Annotated in this window: 13 protein-coding genes and 2 pseudogenes; 7 read left to right on the top strand and 8 right to left on the bottom strand. The window is 70.1% G+C overall.

Features of this window, described 5'->3' with window-relative positions; all coding sequences use genetic code 11:
- Positions 1-89: 89 nt before the first annotated feature.
- Positions 90-974 (bottom strand): LysR family transcriptional regulator, encoded by an 885-nt coding sequence (locus OG246_RS34165; protein WP_266472333.1) that lies wholly within the window; start codon positions 972-974, stop codon positions 90-92.
- Positions 975-1095: 121 nt separating this feature from the next.
- Here OG246_RS34165 and OG246_RS34160 point away from each other — a divergent pair, with 121 nt between their 5' ends.
- From OG246_RS34160 to OG246_RS34140, 5 genes are all read left to right on the top strand, one after another.
- Positions 1096-1767: a succinate dehydrogenase gene (locus OG246_RS34160; RefSeq protein WP_266474925.1), complete on the top strand. Its 672-nt coding sequence runs from the start codon at positions 1096-1098 to the stop codon at positions 1765-1767.
- Positions 1768-1769: 2 nt separating this feature from the next.
- Positions 1770-3719 (top strand): fumarate reductase/succinate dehydrogenase flavoprotein subunit, encoded by a 1950-nt coding sequence (locus OG246_RS34155; RefSeq protein ID WP_266472331.1) that lies wholly within the window; start codon positions 1770-1772, stop codon positions 3717-3719.
- Positions 3716-4465: a succinate dehydrogenase/fumarate reductase iron-sulfur subunit gene (locus OG246_RS34150; RefSeq protein ID WP_266472329.1), complete on the top strand. Its 750-nt coding sequence runs from the start codon at positions 3716-3718 to the stop codon at positions 4463-4465. The genes OG246_RS34155 and OG246_RS34150 overlap by 4 nt, the downstream gene beginning before the upstream one ends.
- A gap of 261 nt (positions 4466-4726) precedes the next feature.
- On the top strand, positions 4727-5497 hold the full coding sequence (locus tag OG246_RS34145) for a GNAT family N-acetyltransferase (RefSeq protein ID WP_266472327.1): 771 nt from the start codon (positions 4727-4729) through the stop codon (positions 5495-5497).
- 176 nt (positions 5498-5673) lie between these two features.
- Positions 5674-6528: a 1-acyl-sn-glycerol-3-phosphate acyltransferase gene (locus tag OG246_RS34140; protein WP_266474924.1), complete on the top strand. Its 855-nt coding sequence runs from the start codon at positions 5674-5676 to the stop codon at positions 6526-6528.
- On the opposite strand, the pseudogene OG246_RS34135 reads toward OG246_RS34140, so the two are convergent.
- The 3 genes and pseudogenes from OG246_RS34135 to OG246_RS34125 form a co-directional block, all read right to left on the bottom strand.
- Positions 6516-6938, bottom strand: a pseudogene (locus OG246_RS34135) (ABC transporter); the annotation flags it as partial. The gene OG246_RS34140 and the pseudogene OG246_RS34135 sit on opposite strands and share 13 nt — an antisense overlap.
- A 77-nt stretch (positions 6939-7015) precedes the next feature.
- Entirely contained in the window at positions 7016-8239 is a 1224-nt protein-coding gene (locus OG246_RS34130; RefSeq protein ID WP_266472324.1) for an RNA-guided endonuclease TnpB family protein, read from the bottom strand.
- A gap of 264 nt (positions 8240-8503) precedes the next feature.
- A pseudogene (locus OG246_RS34125) lies at positions 8504-8764 on the bottom strand (hypothetical protein); the annotation flags it as partial.
- Between the two features lie 602 nt (positions 8765-9366).
- Between OG246_RS34125 and OG246_RS34120 the strand changes: the two are divergent.
- Together OG246_RS34120 and OG246_RS34115 are read left to right on the top strand one after the other, a co-directional pair.
- On the top strand, positions 9367-10842 hold the full coding sequence (locus tag OG246_RS34120; RefSeq protein ID WP_266472321.1) for a hypothetical protein: 1476 nt from the start codon (positions 9367-9369) through the stop codon (positions 10840-10842).
- A gap of 176 nt (positions 10843-11018) precedes the next feature.
- Entirely contained in the window at positions 11019-11249 is a 231-nt protein-coding gene (locus OG246_RS34115; protein WP_266472319.1) for a hypothetical protein, read from the top strand.
- Between the two features lie 20 nt (positions 11250-11269).
- Here OG246_RS34115 and OG246_RS34110 read toward each other — a convergent pair whose 3' ends face one another.
- From OG246_RS34110 to OG246_RS34095, 4 genes are all read right to left on the bottom strand, one after another.
- Entirely contained in the window at positions 11270-12316 is a 1047-nt protein-coding gene (locus OG246_RS34110) for an LLM class flavin-dependent oxidoreductase (protein WP_266472317.1), read from the bottom strand.
- A gap of 82 nt (positions 12317-12398) precedes the next feature.
- Complete coding sequence (locus OG246_RS34105; protein WP_266472314.1) at positions 12399-14306, bottom strand: ABC transporter ATP-binding protein; 1908 nt, start codon at positions 14304-14306, stop codon at positions 12399-12401.
- Positions 14303-15496: a glycosyltransferase gene (locus OG246_RS34100; RefSeq protein ID WP_266472312.1), complete on the bottom strand. Its 1194-nt coding sequence runs from the start codon at positions 15494-15496 to the stop codon at positions 14303-14305. The genes OG246_RS34105 and OG246_RS34100 overlap by 4 nt, the downstream gene beginning before the upstream one ends.
- Positions 15497-16294 carry an alpha/beta fold hydrolase gene (locus OG246_RS34095; protein ID WP_266472309.1) on the bottom strand — a complete coding sequence of 266 codons (798 nt, stop codon included), beginning with the start codon at positions 16292-16294 and terminating at the stop codon, positions 15497-15499. It abuts the gene before it with no gap.
- Position 16295: the final 1 nt, after the last annotated feature.

The raw sequence follows: 16295 nt of genomic DNA, 5'->3' as shown, positions 1-16295 counted from the left end.
GGAACTGCGCGACCAGCCACAAACGACCCGCAGTCCCGCACGGCGCCAAAGAGAACGGCGCTACCGGGGACGCCGCACCCAGCGGAGCGTCACCGTTCCAGCAACATCCGCTGGAGCTCCCGTGCCGCCCGAGGCGGAGCCACATCGCTGCGGTGTGCCAGGGCGATAGTCCGATGGAGTCCGGGCCGCGCCAGCGGAGTCACCCGCAGCCCGCGCCCGGACCGGGTGGCGACCATGCGCGGTACGACGGCGACACCGAGCCCCGCCCGGACGAAGCCGAGGACCGCGTCCATCTCGCCTCCCTCGACGGCGAAGTCGGGCTCGAAACCCTCGGCGCGGCACGCGGCGACCGTCAGTTCGCGCAGGTCGTAGCCGTGCCGGAACATCACCAGGCGCTCGCTCTCCAGATCGGAGATCCGGACGTTGCGGCGGCCCCCTCCGGGTGCGGACGCGTCCGGTGACGACACCACCACCAGGTCCTCACGCAGTACCTCCACCGTGGTCAGCGCGGGGGACGGCGTGGGCAGGGGCAGGACGACCAGGGCGAGGTCGAGGGCGCCGCGGGCGAGCTCCCGTACGAGGTCGTGGGAACCGCCCTCCTCGATCAGCAGCCGGATGCCCGGATAGCGGTCGTGGAAGGCGCGCAGCACGTCCGGGAGCAGGCCCGTGCACAGGCTCGGGGTCGCGCCGAGACGGACCCGGCCACTGCGCAGCTGGGCCAGCTCCTGCACCTCCTGCCGGGCCGTGTCCGCGTCGGCGAGGATGCGCCGGGCCAGCGGGAGGAGTGCCTCCCCGGCGTCCGTAAGTGTGATGTTGCCGCGCGCCCGCAGGAACAGGTCCGCCCCCAACTCCCGCTCCAGCGCCTTGATCTGCTGGGAGAGCGACGGCTGCGCGACATGGACCAGGTCGGCGGCCCGGGTGAAGTGCCGGGTCTCGGCGACCGCCACGAAGTACTGGAGCTGTTGGAAGTGCACAGCAGCCACGATAGGTCATGCCTATGGAATCGAGCCGGACCATGTCTTGGACCGATCGGCCTCTCGGGCCCTAGCGTGCTGTTCCATGGCTCTGGCAACGCGGACGGACCGAAAACCGTCCTTGACGCGCACCGTGTGGGACTCGTCCGTCGGCAAGAAGACCGTGATGGCCGTCAGCGGCCTGATCATGCTGCTCTACCTGGTCGTCCATATGCTCGGCAACCTGAAGATCTTCTTCGGTCCTGGCGAGTTCAACCACTACGCGCACTGGCTCCGCACCCTCGGTGAGCCCTTCCTGCACTACGAGTGGGCGCTGTGGATCATCCGCGTCGTCCTCGTCGTGGCCGTCGTCGCGCACGCCACCGCCGCCTACCAGCTGAGCCGCCGCGACATCAGGGCGCGCCCCAGCAAGTACGTGCACAAGAAGGCACGGGCCAGCTATGCCACCCGCACCATGCGCTGGGGCGGGATCATCCTCGGCCTGTTCATCGTCTGGCACATCCTCGACCTGACGACCGGCACCGTGCACCCGGACGGCTTCCAGTCCGGACACCCGTACCAGAACGTCATCGACACCTTCTCGACCTGGTACGGCGACACCATCTACATCGTCGCGATGCTCGCGCTCGGCCTGCACATCCGGCACGGCTTCTGGAGCGCCGCACAGACGCTGGGCGCCGGCAGCCGCTCCCGCGACCGCGCCCTCAAGACCATCGCCAACGCCCTCGCGCTGGTGCTGACGGCGGGCTTCCTCGCCGTACCCGTCGGCGTCATGACCGGATTGGTGAGCTGACCATGACCTCCTACGCAGACTTCACGACCGGTGAGCCGGTCGTCGACGGCAAGGCCCCGCAGGGCCCGGTCAACGAACGCTGGGACACCCGCCGTTTCGAGGCCAAGCTCGTCAACCCCGCCAACCGCCGCAAGCACACGGTGATCGTCGTCGGCACCGGCCTCGCGGGCGGCTCCGCCGGCGCCACACTCGCCGAACAGGGCTACCACGTCGTGCAGTTCTGCTACCAGGACTCGCCCCGCCGCGCCCACTCGATCGCCGCGCAGGGCGGCATCAACGCCGCGAAGAACTACCGCAACGACGGCGACTCCGTCCACCGGCTCTTCTACGACACCGTCAAGGGCGGGGACTTCAGGGCGCGGGAGTCCAACGTCCACCGCCTCGCGCAGATCTCGGTCGAGATCATCGACCAGTGCGTCGCGCAGGGTGTGCCCTTCGCACGTGAGTACGGCGGCCTCCTCGACACCCGTTCCTTCGGCGGCGTCCAGGTGTCCCGGACCTTCTACGCCCGCGGCCAGACGGGCCAGCAGCTGCTTCTCGGCGCCTACCAGGCGCTGTCGCGGCAGATCGCCGCCGGCAACATCGAGATGCACGCGCGGACCGAGATGCTCGACGTGATCGTCGTCGACGGGCGGGCACGCGGAATCGTCGCCCGCGATCTGATCACGGGCAAGATCGACACGTACTACGCGGACGCCGTCGTGCTCGCGAGCGGTGGCTACGGCAACGTCTTCTACCTCTCCACGAACGCCATGAACTCCAACGCGACCGCGATCTGGCGGGCGCACCGGCGCGGCGCCTACTTCGCAAACCCCTGCTTCACCCAGATCCACCCCACCTGCATCCCGCGCACCGGCGAACACCAGTCGAAGCTCACCCTGATGAGCGAGTCGCTGCGCAACGACGGACGGATCTGGGTCCCGAGGGCGCAGGGCGACACCCGTCCCGCGAACGAGATCCCCGAGGACGAGCGCGACTACTACCTGGAGCGCATCTACCCCGCCTTCGGCAACCTCGTGCCCCGCGACATCGCCTCCCGGGCCGCCAAGAACGTCTGCGACGAAGGCCGCGGTGTCGGCCCCGGCGGCCAGGGCGTCTACCTCGACTTCGCCGACGCCATCCAGCGGATGGGCAAGGCCAAGGTCGAGGAGAAGTACGGCAACCTCTTCGACATGTACGCCCGGATCACCGCCGAGGACCCGTACACCGTGCCGATGCGGATCTACCCCGCCGTGCACTACACGATGGGCGGACTCTGGGTCGACTACGACCTCCAGACCACGATCCCCGGCCTGTTCGCGATCGGCGAGGCCAACTTCTCCGACCACGGCGCGAACCGGCTGGGCGCCTCGGCCCTGATGCAGGGCCTCGCCGACGGCTACTTCGTACTCCCCTCGACGATCAACGACTACCTCGCCCGCAACCCGCACCACGAGCAGGTCACCGACGAACACCCCGAGGTTCAGGAGGTGCTGGCCGAGACCGAGGACCGGCTGCGGCTGCTCCTCGCCGTCGACGGCGACCGCACCCCCGACTCCTTCCACCGCGAACTCGGCGAACTCATGTGGGAGTTCTGCGGCATGGCCCGCACGGAGACCGGGCTGCGCAAGGCACTTGAGCGCATCCCGCAGATCCGCGAGGAGTTCTGGCGGCGCATCAAGGTCCCCGGCACCGGCGAGGAGTTCAACCAGTCACTGGAGAAGGCCAACCGGATCATCGACTACATCGAGCTCGCCGAGCTCATGTGCCTCGACGCGCTGAACCGGAGCGAGTCCTGCGGCGGGCACTTCCGTGAGGAGTCCCAGACGCCGGAAGGCGAAGCGGCCCGCAAGGACGAGGAGTTCTCGTACGCGGCCGCCTGGGAGTTCACGGCCACCGGCGACGCGCCCGTCCTGCACAAGGAAGACCTGGTCTTCGAGTACGTCCACCCCACTCAGCGGAGCTACGCATGAAGCTCACCCTGCGCGTCTGGCGGCAGCGCAACGCCGACGCCGACGGAGCGATGTCCACCTACGAAGTGGACGACATCTCGGCCGACATGTCCTTCCTGGAGATGCTCGACACCCTCAACGAGGAACTCATCCTCAAGGGCGAGGACCCCGTCGCCTTCGACCACGACTGCCGCGAGGGCATCTGCGGCGCCTGCTCGCTCGTCATCAACGGCGACGCACACGGCCCCGAGCGCACGACCTCCTGCCAGTTGCACATGCGGTCCTTCCAGGACGGCGACACCATCGACGTCGAACCGTGGCGGGCTTCGGCGTTCCCGGTCGTGAAGGACCTCGTCGTCGACCGGTCGGCCTTCGACCGGATCATCCAGGCAGGCGGCTACATCACCGCCCCGACCGGCGCCGCACCCGAGGCCCACGCGACGGCCGTGCCCAAGCCGGACGCCGACTTCGCCTTCGAACACGCCGAGTGCATCGGCTGCGGCGCCTGCGTCGCGGCCTGCCCCAACGGCGCCGCGATGCTGTTCACATCGGCGAAGATCAACCACCTCAACGTCCTGCCGCAGGGCGCGCCCGAGCGCGAGACCCGGGTCCTCGACATGGTGGCGCAGATGGACGACGAGGGCTTCGGCGGCTGCACCCTCGCCGGAGAGTGCGCGACCGCCTGCCCGAAGGGGATCCCGCTGGTATCCATCACCAGCATGAACAAGGAGTGGCTGCGCGCGACCCGGAAGTCGGGCAAGCGGTAGCCGTAGGACGTTCGCCGTCAATGTGCGGACGGGCGGGACCGGGGGTGGTGCTCAGCCCCGGTCCCGTCTCGCAACTCCGGAGCGACGGATTCCGCAGAAGGAATCGTTCCGGCCGTCCCCTGGCATTCAGCATCCTCACATCCTGGCTCTCGGCACAGGTCACGCGTACGCCAACCGGCGTCGGAAGAACAGGAGCGCGCAGGCCGAACAGATCCGGCCTGCCACCGCTCCGCCGAACCGGCCCGTGACCAGGAGAGTGCCATGAACGGCGTTTCCACCCTCGACAGCCCCCCACTGTCGACCGCCCCCACCCGCTACACCGTGACCCTCGCCCGCGACGAGGACGACGTCCGCGCCGCGCAGCGGCTGCGCCACGACGTGTTCGCGGGAGAGATGGGCGCCCTGCTGACCACCCCCCAGCCGGGTCTCGACATCGACGCCTTCGACGCCTACTGCGATCACCTCATGGTCCGCGACACGGAGACCGGTCAGGTCGTCGGAACCTACCGGCTGCTGCCGCCCGAGCGGGCCGCGGTCGCCGGACGCCTGTACTCGGAGAACGAGTTCGACCTCGGCCCGCTGGCCGCGATCCGCTCCGGACTCGTCGAGGTCGGCCGCTCCTGCGTGCACCCCGACCACCGCGACGGCGCCGTCATCGGACTCATCTGGGCCGGGATAGCCCGCTACATGGTCGAGGGCGGCCACGAGTGGCTGGCCGGCTGCTGCTCCATCCCGCTCGCCGACGGAGGCGCGCTCGCCGCGGGCACCTGGGACCGGGTCCAGGCCAAGCACCTGGCGCCCGAGGAGTTCCGCGTACGGCCTCTGCTGCCCTGGAGCGCGGAAGGCATCGCCCGGCCCGCGCGCACCGAGCTCCCCCCGCTGCTGCGCGGCTATCTGCGGCTCGGTGCCTGGGTGTGCGCGGAGCCCGCGCACGACGCCGACTTCGGCGTCGCCGACCTGTACGTGCTGCTGTCCATGCGCAACGTCAACCCGCGCTACCTCCGGCACTTCCTCTCGCTCGTACCGGCCTGATGAACGCCTCCCGCACTGGCGTCATAGGCGCCACTCGCAACGGGGTCATCCGCGCGTCCCGGGTGGGCGTGATACTGCGCCCTCGCCGCGACACGACGGCGCTCGTCAACCCGGGTGTCGCCACGGCGGCCTTCCCGGCCACGACCACTAAGGTGCCGTCGCCGCGCCGGGCCGGCGTGCGGCCGGTCGCGTTCCGGCCCGTCCAGACGCCCAGCAGCGCCTGGCTGCCCAGCGCCCCGTGCACCCCGCGCCTCTGCCTGGAGTCCACGGGGTCGATGGCCGGCGTGCCGCGCGCGCTGCTGCGGCTGGCCACCCTCCTGTCCGTGCTCACCTTCGGGATCGTGCTGATCCCCGTCGTCGGACGGATCCCGGCCGCGCCGCGCGACCGGCTCATCAGGACCTGGTGCCGGACCATCGTGCGGGCCGCGGGCGTGCGCCTGAGGATCACCGGTGACACCCCGCCCGCCGGCGGCCTGCTGGTGGTCGCCAACCACATCTCCTGGATGGACATCCCGCTGCTCGCCGCCGTCCGACCCGGGCGGATGATCGCCAAGGCCGAGATCCGGCAGTGGCCCGTGGCGGGCGCGCTGACCGCGAGCAGCGGCGCGCTGTTCATCGAGCGCGACCGGCTGAGCGCGCTGCCGCGGACGGTCGAGCGGATCGCGGACACCCTCCGCGAAGGGTCCACGATGGTGGTGTTCCCCGAGGGCAGCACCTGGTGCGGCCGGGCACAGGGGTACTTCCGCCGGGCCGTCTTCCAGGCCGCCCTCGACGCAGGCGTGCCGGTCCAGCCGGTACGCATCCACTACCGGCTGGACGGGGGAGCGGCGAGCACCGCGCCCGCCTTCGTCGGCAGCGATTCCCTGCTCACCTCGGTGTGGCGGGTCGTGTCGGCCCGCTCCCTGGTCGCGGAGCTGGACCTGCGGCCCGTACTCGCACCGGGCGACCACGCCGACCGCCGCGACCTGGCCCACGCCGCGCAAGGAGGGCTGCGGTCGCCGGGCCCGCACGCACACCCCTACGGGGCCTGAGGGAGCGCGCGGGCGAGATAGGGAGCCGTGGTGCTCCCCTCCGCCCGTGCCACCTCGGCCGGCGGCCCTGCCGCGACGATTCGGCCGCCCGCGTCACCACCGCCCGGACCCAGATCGATCACCCAGTCCGCGCCCGCGACCACCGCCATGTCGTGTTCGACGACCACGACGGTGTGGCCCGCGTCGACCAGACCGTGCAACTGGCGCAGCAGCACCTCGACATCGGCCGGGTGCAGCCCGGTCGTCGGCTCGTCGAGGAGATAGAGCGTGTGGCCACGGCGCACCCGCTGCAACTCGCTGGCCAGCTTGATCCGTTGAGCCTCCCCGCCGGACAACTCGGTGGCGGGCTGGCCCAGTCGCAGATAGCCGAGGCCGACGTCGAAGAGTGTGCTGAGGCTGCGCGCGACGCTTCGAGCGTCTCGGGGTTTTGACTTGCTCCTCGGGCTGAAGCCCGAGGATTCTGGCCTTCTCCTCCGTTGCTGTGCCGCTACGCGGCACGAGGTTCGGGCGGGAATCCATGGCTTCCTGTTTCATCGCGCTGTGCCGGGACGAGTCCTGGTCTTACCGGCGCTCCGCAGGCCGTAACCGCCAGTCCGGCGGCCGTGTGGATGTTGATCGCGGCGTTGTGGTCCCGGTCGTGGAGGGTGCCGCAGGCGGCGCAGGTCCACTCCCGGATGTGCAGGGGCTTGGGTCCGTCTTTGGTGCCGCAGACCGAGCAGGTCTGGGAGGTCGGTTCGTACCGGCCGATCTTGATCAGGGTACGGCCGTACCGTGCCGCTTTGTATTCGAGCATGGTCACGAACGTCGACCATCCGGCGTCGTGGACACTCTTGGCCAGCCGGGTGCGTGCTAGCGCCTTGACCGCCAGGTCCTCCACGCCGATCGCTTGGTTGTCGCGGATCAGTTGGGTGGAGAGGTGATGGTGGAACTCGTGCCGGGCGTCGGTGACCTTCGCATGGGCGCGGGCGACTTTGAGGCGGGCCTTCTCCCGGTTCTTCGATCCCTTCTGCTTGCGGGACAGTTCCCGCTGCGCCTTCTTCAGCTTCTTCTCCGCGCGGCGCAGAAACTTCGGGGAGTCGATCTTCGTGCCGTCGGAGAGAACTGCGAAATGGGTGAGGCCGAGGTCGATGCCGACGCTCTGGTCGGTGTCGGGCATCCGGGCAGCGTCGGCGGCAGGGTCGGTGTCGATGACGAAGCTGGCGAAGTACCGACCGGCCGCGTCCTTGATCACCGTGACCGAGGTGGGAGTGGTGGGCAGGGTCCGGGACCACTTGACCTTGACCTCGCCGATCTTCGGGAGCTTCAGCCGCCCACTCTCGGTGATCGACCAGCGGGCGTTGGCGGTGAACCGGATCGACTGACGGCTGTCCTTACGGGACTTGAAACGCGGTGCACCCATCTTCGGACCCTTGCGGGCGCCTTTAAGGGACCCGAAGAAGTTCCGGTAGGCGGCCTCGGCGTCCCGCAGGGACTGCTGGAGCACCACGGCGGAGACCTCACCCAGCCAGGACCGCGCATCGGTCTGCTTCGCCTCCGTGATCAGCTTCTTGGACAGTTCCCCTGCCGCGGGGAACGCCTCACCCGTCGTGCGGGCGTCCTCGCGAGCGCGCACCGCGTCGTTGAACACGACGCGGGCGCACCCGAACGCCCGTGCTAACGCGGTGCGTTGAGGGGTGTTCGGGTACAGGGCGAAGCTGTACCTGAGCTGCATGCGGGCGACGGTACTACGGTTGCTTTATGGGATGCATAGGGAACATGTGTACGGGCCGTCAGTGTGCTTTGCGATGAATGTTCACTTGGTCTTCGTGACCAAGTTCCGGCACAAGGTGCTCACCGATGTCCATCTGACGCGCAGAGCGGAAATCATGCGGGCGGTGTGAACCAGCAGTCACGGTGTTCACCGCCGCAGCCAGTGGGCACGCGTGGCCCGACCCCGCCGGACAGAAACCCGCGACGCTCCGCGTCGCCACCCTCACATTCGCTTCACCATCGGCCTGAAGGCCCGAGGCATTGCGAATGAAACCCGGTTGCGCCGCTGGGCCTCCGCGTAGATGGTCCCCAAGGCGAGCGAGGACGTGCCGGAGCCGGAGACGCCGGTGAACACCGCCAGAACGTCCCGTGGAACGCTGACACCCCGGGGATTGGGCTCAAGGGTGCCGCGAATGCGGACGTACAGGTCGTGGGGGCTGGCATGGGCCGGACTCCTGAGGGCTTGGGGAAGGGGCCCACGGTACAAGGCCACCGACCGCTTCCGCTGCTCTCACCTGCAGTGATCCGCCGCGTGGAGTGCTGAATCACACTCGGCCCGCGCCGTTTCTCACAGAGGCCGAATTCGACGCTGCGCGAGTGCTGCGGGGCAGGGACTATATGGGTCCAGACTGCGGAGCGTCACAGAGGGCCACCATCGCACCTCAGGGCGCCCTCTCGGGGGAGGGCGTTGTGGTGGGTGTGTCCATGCAGGAACGACGAGAACGCTACTTTCAGGCCATCTCCATTCACCCACCCACACCACAGGTGACGACGCCCGACAAGTCACAGGGTGAACGGGGTGGCAAAGCGAGTCATGCCACGCGTACGGAAGTGACCAGGCGACTGTCTGCGGCCGCGCACGCTCGCCCCGATCGACTGGAGCCGGTCAGGGCGGCATGGCGTCATCTGCGGACCTACGGATTCGGGGTCAATTCGGTGCGCACACTGCGGAACGACGAGCGGCCGCGGTGGCAGCAGCCGGAGTCGATCTGTCCGCCCCTGGGCGAACCCCTCGCACGATAGGCGATAGGCAAGGTGCTTCTGTCGCGAATACGCGTGGTGCCGTCATTCGGATTCGATCTCGGTCCCGTGCTCGCGCATTGCCTCGCGGCACGCAGACAGTGGCGCATTCGCCGTACGATGCTGGCCCTCGCCCTGGGCTGGATCGCCTACCGTTTTCCGCTCGGCTTCGGCGTGTGGGCGCTCACGGCTGCTCTTGCCCTTGCGGTCGCCCGACCCCCAGGACGGCACCCGTGGCGCTCTGCGCTGCGACGTCGTTGGGCGGGCCGGGCCTGGGTGGCGACGTTCCTCCTGCTCCTGCTTCCTGTGCTGGTGATAGTGCTCCGGCCCACGAGCCGGGTCAGCGCGGAGACCTTCCGGGCTGCCGAGTTCGCCACGCTCGCCTTCATGGCAGTGCGGATCGTGGACCGGCTCGTCGCGACCGTCTATGCCCTGGTCTGCGACCGTGACCGCCGCAATCCATGGACGGGGCCGCGGAATCGGAGTCGAATCGACGCGATCGAACGAGCACAAAAGGGCAACGCCCTCGCGTATGAGCTCTACGAGACAGGCTGGCGTTTTATCGGAGCGGGGAAGTCTCCGTGGGGCCGGTCAACGGTCAGCATCAAGCTGCGAGGCGCGAAGGACGAGGAGAGCGAAGAGGTCCGCAAGGAATTCGAGGCTTTCGACCCCGAGGAACTGCTCGCGGCGGTGAGGGAAGACCTGGAGGACTTGAGTCTCGGCGAGCCGCCCTTCAACCCCCTGCGCTGCGAGGTCGAGGAGGTACGGGGTGGGCCCGACCGGCGGTGGGCGCGCCTACCCAGGATTCCCGGTGGCGACAGCCCGAGCGACGAGCACGACCGGGGACGGGCACAGGGTGTGACCGCGTCCGGGCTGGAGGTCCGCCGGTACCTGTCCGCGCAGGTCTGCACCTGGTCGGGGCAACTGGTTGTCACGGTCCTGGCCTCGGCAGTGATCGAAGGTCAGGAGCTCCACTTCGTCGTGCGGCCGCACGTTCTCTCGCCCCTCTTCGAGGAGGTCGAGGAAGCCGTGGACCCGGAACGGCTCCGCCGGATCACCTCCTTCGTACAGATCCCGGTGCAGGCCCTGGGAGACCTCCTGGCTTTGGGGCTCGGTTGCTGGCGCCTCCTGCGGTGGTGGACACATGAACGTGAGGAGATGACAACCGACGAGCCGTTGACGAAGGTTCCGAAGAGGCCGATGCCCACGAGCCTGCGAGAGCGCTACTCACCCGTGTACACCAGCGACATGCACGTGTCCGAGGACGCGGTACGCCACGTCGAGATCATGCAGTCGCGCATGTTCGCCACGGTCGAGGATTTCCTGGAGGACAAGGGTGTCGACGTCACGGAATTCCAGCGCCAGGTGCAGAAGATCATGACGGTCATCCACGCTGGTGACAACAGCATCATCCAGGCTGTCACCGCGGGGCGGGACGTGCAGGACGTCCGGCAGGGAAAGGAGGATTCCCAGGACCGGCAGCCGAGTCGGCCGAGCGAGCGAGAGACGAGCGAGAAGGCAACGAGGAAGGGTGATACGGAATGACCCGTTTACGGCGCGAAGGCGGCTGGCGGAACAGGAAAGGCCGTGCGCAAGTATCGTCGGACGTGAGCACTGGCGACGGCAGCACCGTCCAGTCGATCAGTGCAGGAAGGGACGTCAGTCGCGTCAGCCAGTCGGCGTCTCCGCTCGTGGGCGATCAAGCGCTCAAGGAAGTGCGCGTGAGTCTCCGGCAGTTCCGGTCTGCCCTCGACCAACTCGAAGAGGGCGACGACCGTGACACTGGGGAGCGCGCCGTGGGGCGGATCGAGCGCGGTCTGGATGACCCCGCGGAACAGCGGGACACCATCGAGGGCGCGGCCGACACGATCGCGGTCATGGGCCGTTCCATAGGCGCTCTGGCCGGGGCGGCCACGGCAGTGCACCAAGCGGTGACGGCGCTTTGGTCCTGACCACCTCTCCCAGTAGTGCGCTAGGTGCTCGGAGACCCGGTCAGCCCCGCGACCCGGGCGAGCCTCCGGTAGGAGTCCAGGAGGGCGTCCCTGTCGTACGTACTGGTCGTGACCAGCACCTCCTGCGCGCCGGTCTCCTTGATCACCGTCTCCAGTTCATGGGCGACCTGCTCCTCGGTGCCCGCGATGTGCCCGGTCAGACCGGACTCGTAGAAACCCCGTTCCTTGGCGCTCATCGGGAGGCCCTCGACGCGCTCGGCCGGCGGCAGCGGGGGGAACGTGCCGTGGGTGCGGGAGTACGCCATCGACCAGGCCTCGGGGAGCAGCAGACGGTGGGCGTCCTCCGGGGTCGCGGCCACCGCGACCGTGCCGGAGATGACGACGTACGGCTCCCCGGCCCAGAGGGAAGGGCGGAACGTCTCGCGGTAGTGATCGATCCCGCGCCGCATCCTGTCCCGGTTCCGGAGGTCGCCGATGACCATGGGCAGACCGGCCCGCGCCGCGATCGTCGCGCCCTCGCCCATGGCGAGGATGAAAGGCGGCACGGTCAGGCCTTCGGAGGGGCGGGCGTGCGCCCCGGTCGACGACGTCCCGCGGAACCAGCCGAGCAGTTCGGCGAGCTGCGCCGCGAAATCATCGGCGTCGTCCTTGTCCCGGCCGAGCGCCTTGCGCACCCCGTCCGTGAAGCCGACGGAACGGCCGAGTCCCATGTCGATCCGGCCGGGGAACAAGGACTCCAGGACACCGAACTGCTCGGCCACGACCAGCGGTTGGTGGTTGGGCAGCATCACACCGCCGGTGCCGACCCGGATCGTACGGGTGGCGGCGGCGACCGCTGCGGCCAGCACGGTCGGCGCGGACCCGGCGACACCGGGGACGCCGTGGTGTTCCGACACCCAGACGCGGTGGTAGCCGAGCGCCTCCAGGTCCTGGGCCAGCCGTACGGTGTCGCGCAGGGCCTCGGGAGCGTCGTGGCCCTCGCGGGTACGGGAGCGGTCGAGCACGGAGAAGCGGACGGCTTCGGCGTGGGGCCCCGCTGAGGGGGCCTGCTGGCCCGGGCTCGGCATGGGTGCTCCGGTGGAGATCGGTCGCTGTCGTCTCCACCGTCAACCACGGATCTCCTCCGGTGCTTCCCCGGTCCCGCGGCGGTCAGGGCCGGGGCTCGGCCGCCAGGAGCTGCGTCGACGCCAGTTCCCGGTAGAGCTCGTCGTCGTCGACGAGGGAGTGGTGGGTGCCGATCGCGCGGACGTCGCCGTGTTCCAGGACCACGATCTGGTCGGCCTCGGTCACCGTGGACAGCCGGTGTGCGATCAGGAGGACCGTGCACTGTCCGGCGGTGCGGCCGATCAGCTCGCTCAGCGCCTGCTCGTTGCGGGCGTCGAGCTGGGCCGTCGCCTCGTCCAGCAGCAGCACCTGAGGGCGGCGCAGCAGGGCGCGGGCGATGGCGAGGCGCTGGCGCTCACCGCCGGACAGCGTGACGCCGCGCGGGCCCACCGCCGTGTCCAGGCCCATGGGCAGGCGGGCGACCAGGCCGTCGAGACGGGTGACCGCCAGGGCCTCGGCCAGCTGCTCGGCGGTGGCCGAGGGCGCGGCGTACAGCAGGTTCTCGCGGAGGGTGCCGGACATGACAGGGGAGTCCTGCTCGACGTACGCGATACGGCGTCGCACCTCGCCGCGCGGCAGGGTGGAGATGTCCTGGCCGCCGATCCTGATGGTGCCGGCGGTCGGCTCGTAGAAGCGCTGGAGGAGGGAGAAGAGGGTGGTCTTGCCCGCGCCTGACAGGCCGACGAGGGCGGTCTGGGTGCCGCCGGGGACGGTGAAGCTCACGCCCCGCAGGGCGGGGGCGCGGCCGGGGTAGGTGAACTCGACCTCGGTCAGCTCGATGTCCGGCGGTGGGCCGGAGACGGTGGCGGACGGGGAGTCGGTGTCCGGCGCCGGGCCGGAGGTGGTGGCGGCCGCGGAGCCGATGTACGGCGCAGGGCCGGAGCCGGTGAGGGCCGGCGAGTCGATGTCGTCCTCGACCGGCAGTCCGGCGGCTTCCTGGATCCTGCCCACCGCGCCCAGGCCCTGCTGCAGCTGGGCCGCGCCGCCGACGAGCTGGGAGACCGGTATCGCCAGGAAGAACACGTACAGCAGGAAGGCGATCAGCTCGGAGACCGACATGGTGCCGTTCGCCACGAAGGCGCCGCCGACGCCGAGCACCACGAGGAACGCGGTCTGGATGGAGGCGCCGCCGACCATGGCGATCAGGGCGCTGTATCGGGCGCCGACGAGTCCGGCCGCGTACGCCTCGTCGACCGCCTCCTCGGCGGCGCGCGTCTCGCGGCCCTCGGCGCCGTTGGCCTTGACCGTGCGGGCCGCGCCGAGGGTGCGGTCGAGGACGGCGCCGACCGCGCCGACGGACGTCTGGGAACGGGCCACCGCTGCCTTGATCCGGGGCAGGATCATCGTGATCACGATGCCCACCAGGACCAGGACCAGCATGGTGACGCCCAGCAGGCGTGCGTCCAGCGTCGCCATCATGATCAGGGTCCCGGCGAAGGTCAGTACGCCGTTGACGGTCATGATGAGGCCCTCGGTGGCCGCGCTCTTGAGCAGTGTGCTGTCGGACGTGACGCGGGCGATGAGGTCGCCGGGCGCCCGTTGGTCGAGTTCGGAGACCCGCAGCCGGATGAGCCGGTGCACCAGCCCTCTCCTGACCTGGCGGACCACTCGCTCCGAAGTCCTCTGCTGGAGCCAGGCGTTGACCCCGGTGAGCAGCGCGCCCGCCGCCAGGAACGCGGCGAGCAGTGCGACCGGTGCGCCCACATCGGCGCCCTTGTCGAGGCGGTCCAGGATCGTCTGGGCGAACTTCGGCTGGGCCAGGCCCGAGACGCTGGCCAGGAGGGTGAGGACGAGGGAGAGGAGCAACACCCGCCAGTGCGGCCTGGCATAACCGATCAGGGCGGCCAACGTGCCGGTGGGGGCGTCTGGTTCGGCAGCGGGCGTGATGGGCCGGTCAACGGGCGTGCCGGTGCTCATGCTGGGCCGGTCAACGGCCGTGCTGTTCTCGGTCATGCGCCTCGTACTCCGGTCACGGCCGACACGGCCGGCACTGTTTCGAGCCGGGTCGCCGCGGCCGCGCTGCCGCCCGCCGCCCGGAAGGACTCACCGATCGCCTCGGCGGCCTTGCGGTGACCGCCCGCCGGATCGAGCACGGCCTCGACCGCGGCACCGATCTTCGCCGCGTCGGCCCGCCCGAAGCGCAGCCGCACCCCGGCGCCCGCGTCGACGACCTGGCCAGCCACGATCGGCTGGTCGTCCCGGATGGGGGCGACGACGAGAGGGACGCCGTGCCACAGCGCCTCGCAGACGGTGTTGTGACCCGCGTGGCAGACGACGGCGTCCAGCTTTTCCAGCAGGGCGAGTTGAGGCACGTGCGGGCGTACAAGGATGTTCTCGGCGACCGGGCCTTCGACGACCCGGCCGGGATCGACGAGCACGGCGCGCACCCGGTCCGCCATCCCGGCGAGCGCCGCGACGGCCGTGTTGAGGAAGCGGGCTCCCGCGTCCGTGTTGGCGGTGCCCAGGCTGACGAGGACGGTGGGCAGCGCGGACGCGTCCAGCCAGTCCCACGGAAAGTCGTCGGGACGCGCCGGGCGGGCGGTCACGGACGGGCCCACCAGCCAGACCCGGTCCGGGAGTTCGGCCGGACCGAGCAGTGCGCGCGTGGTGTACGCCAGAACACCGTGCGGCGAAAAACGGGGATCGGCCTCGCCCACACCGCCCGCGATCCGTCCGCGCAGTTCCGCCAGCAGTCCATCCAGCCAGGCCGCGACCTTGGGCATGCCGGCCAGCGGATCGACCAGTTCGGCGGAGGTGGTGGCCGAGGTCACCCAGGTCCGGCCGAGGGACTCGGCGATCAGCGCGCCCGCCACCGCCTGCTGGTCGGTGACGACGACATCGGGATCGTACGCCTCGATCGCCGCGCGCACCCCGGGCGCCATCGCGTCCGCGAGCGGGATCAGGAAGCTCTCCCAGAGGAACTGGAAGGCGGCGGGTCCCTTGAGCTCGGCGGGCCGGGACGGCGCACCCTCGGGCAGCCCGCAGGGGAAGACGACGGCGTCCGCTCCCGCGAGGCTCCGGATGAGCTCGGGGTGGCCGGCCCAGGCGACGTCGTGCCCGCGGGCCGCCAGCGTCGCCGCGGTGCCCACCGCCGGGTTGACGTGCCCGACCAGCGGAGGCACCACGAACAGGAATCTGCCCATCTAGCGGGCCTCCCGCAGGGCGTGCGTCTCCTGGCCGAACAGCCAGTCGCGCACCAGGTCGTACGTCTCCTTGGTGGCCTCCACCATCAGGGAGTGACCCCGGTCGGGCAGCACGACCGCACGGCAGTCCGCCAGGGCGGCCTCCGTCGGGCCGGCCTGTGCGGCGAGTACCGACGCGCCGCCGTAGAGGGCGAAGACGGGGCAGCGGATCGCGGACAGGTCCTCGTCGATGAGCCGGCTCTGTGGGATCTCCTGGGCGACGGTGGTCTCGTCGAGCATCTTTCCGGCGGCCCGGAACGGCCGGGCATTGCGTTCGCCCGGGTTCTCCCGCAGCCACTCGGTGACCCGCTCGATCACCAGGTTGCCCTCCACCAGGCCCGCGTACATGCTCTCCTGCCAGGCCCGGGACGGCGGTTCGGCCTCGATGGCGACGACACTGGCGACCCGCTCGGGGTGGGCGGCGGCCATGGCGTACGCGACGGCGCCGCCGAAGGAGTTGCCGACCAGGTGCACCGGGCGGTCGACCGCCAGTGCGTCGAGCAGCTCGTCGAGGTCGGTGACGAAGTCCTCCATGAGGTAGCCGGTCGGCGGCCGGGAGGTCTTGCCGTGCCCGCGCAGGTCGTACATGACGACGTCCATGCCCTCCTCGGCGAGCCGCGGGGCCAGACTGAAGTAGTAGCTGGCGAGGCTGTCGATGAGCAGGCCGTGGATGAGGACGACGACGGGACGCGGCGCGTCACCGGTGTGGCCGAGGCGCTGGACGTGGACGTCGAGTCCGTTCACCCGGATCGTCGCCACG

Origin of the sequence: Streptomyces sp. NBC_00620 (genome assembly GCF_026341825.1) — a bacterium.
GTDB lineage: Bacteria > Actinomycetota > Actinomycetes > Streptomycetales > Streptomycetaceae > Streptomyces.
The sequence above is the reverse complement of the archived record's forward strand: the minus strand, read 5'-3'. Positions and strand labels throughout refer to the sequence as shown.

What these genes read in the sequence shown, in the direction of transcription:
- OG246_RS34155 (WP_266472331.1), top strand. Translation starts at nt 1,770, where the DNA reads ATGACCTCCTACGCAGACTTCACGACCGGTGAGCCGGTCGTCGACGGC.
- OG246_RS34150 (WP_266472329.1), top strand. Translation starts at nt 3,716, where the DNA reads ATGAAGCTCACCCTGCGCGTCTGGCGGCAGCGCAACGCCGACGCCGAC.
- OG246_RS34145 (WP_266472327.1), top strand. Translation starts at nt 4,727, where the DNA reads ATGAACGGCGTTTCCACCCTCGACAGCCCCCCACTGTCGACCGCCCCC.
- OG246_RS34130 (WP_266472324.1), bottom strand. Translation starts at nt 8,239, where the DNA reads ATGCAGCTCAGGTACAGCTTCGCCCTGTACCCGAACACCCCTCAACGC.
- OG246_RS34110 (WP_266472317.1), bottom strand. Translation starts at nt 12,316, where the DNA reads ATGCCGAGCCCGGGCCAGCAGGCCCCCTCAGCGGGGCCCCACGCCGAA.
- OG246_RS34105 (WP_266472314.1), bottom strand. Translation starts at nt 14,306, where the DNA reads ATGACCGAGAACAGCACGGCCGTTGACCGGCCCAGCATGAGCACCGGC.
- OG246_RS34100 (WP_266472312.1), bottom strand. Translation starts at nt 15,496, where the DNA reads ATGGGCAGATTCCTGTTCGTGGTGCCTCCGCTGGTCGGGCACGTCAAC.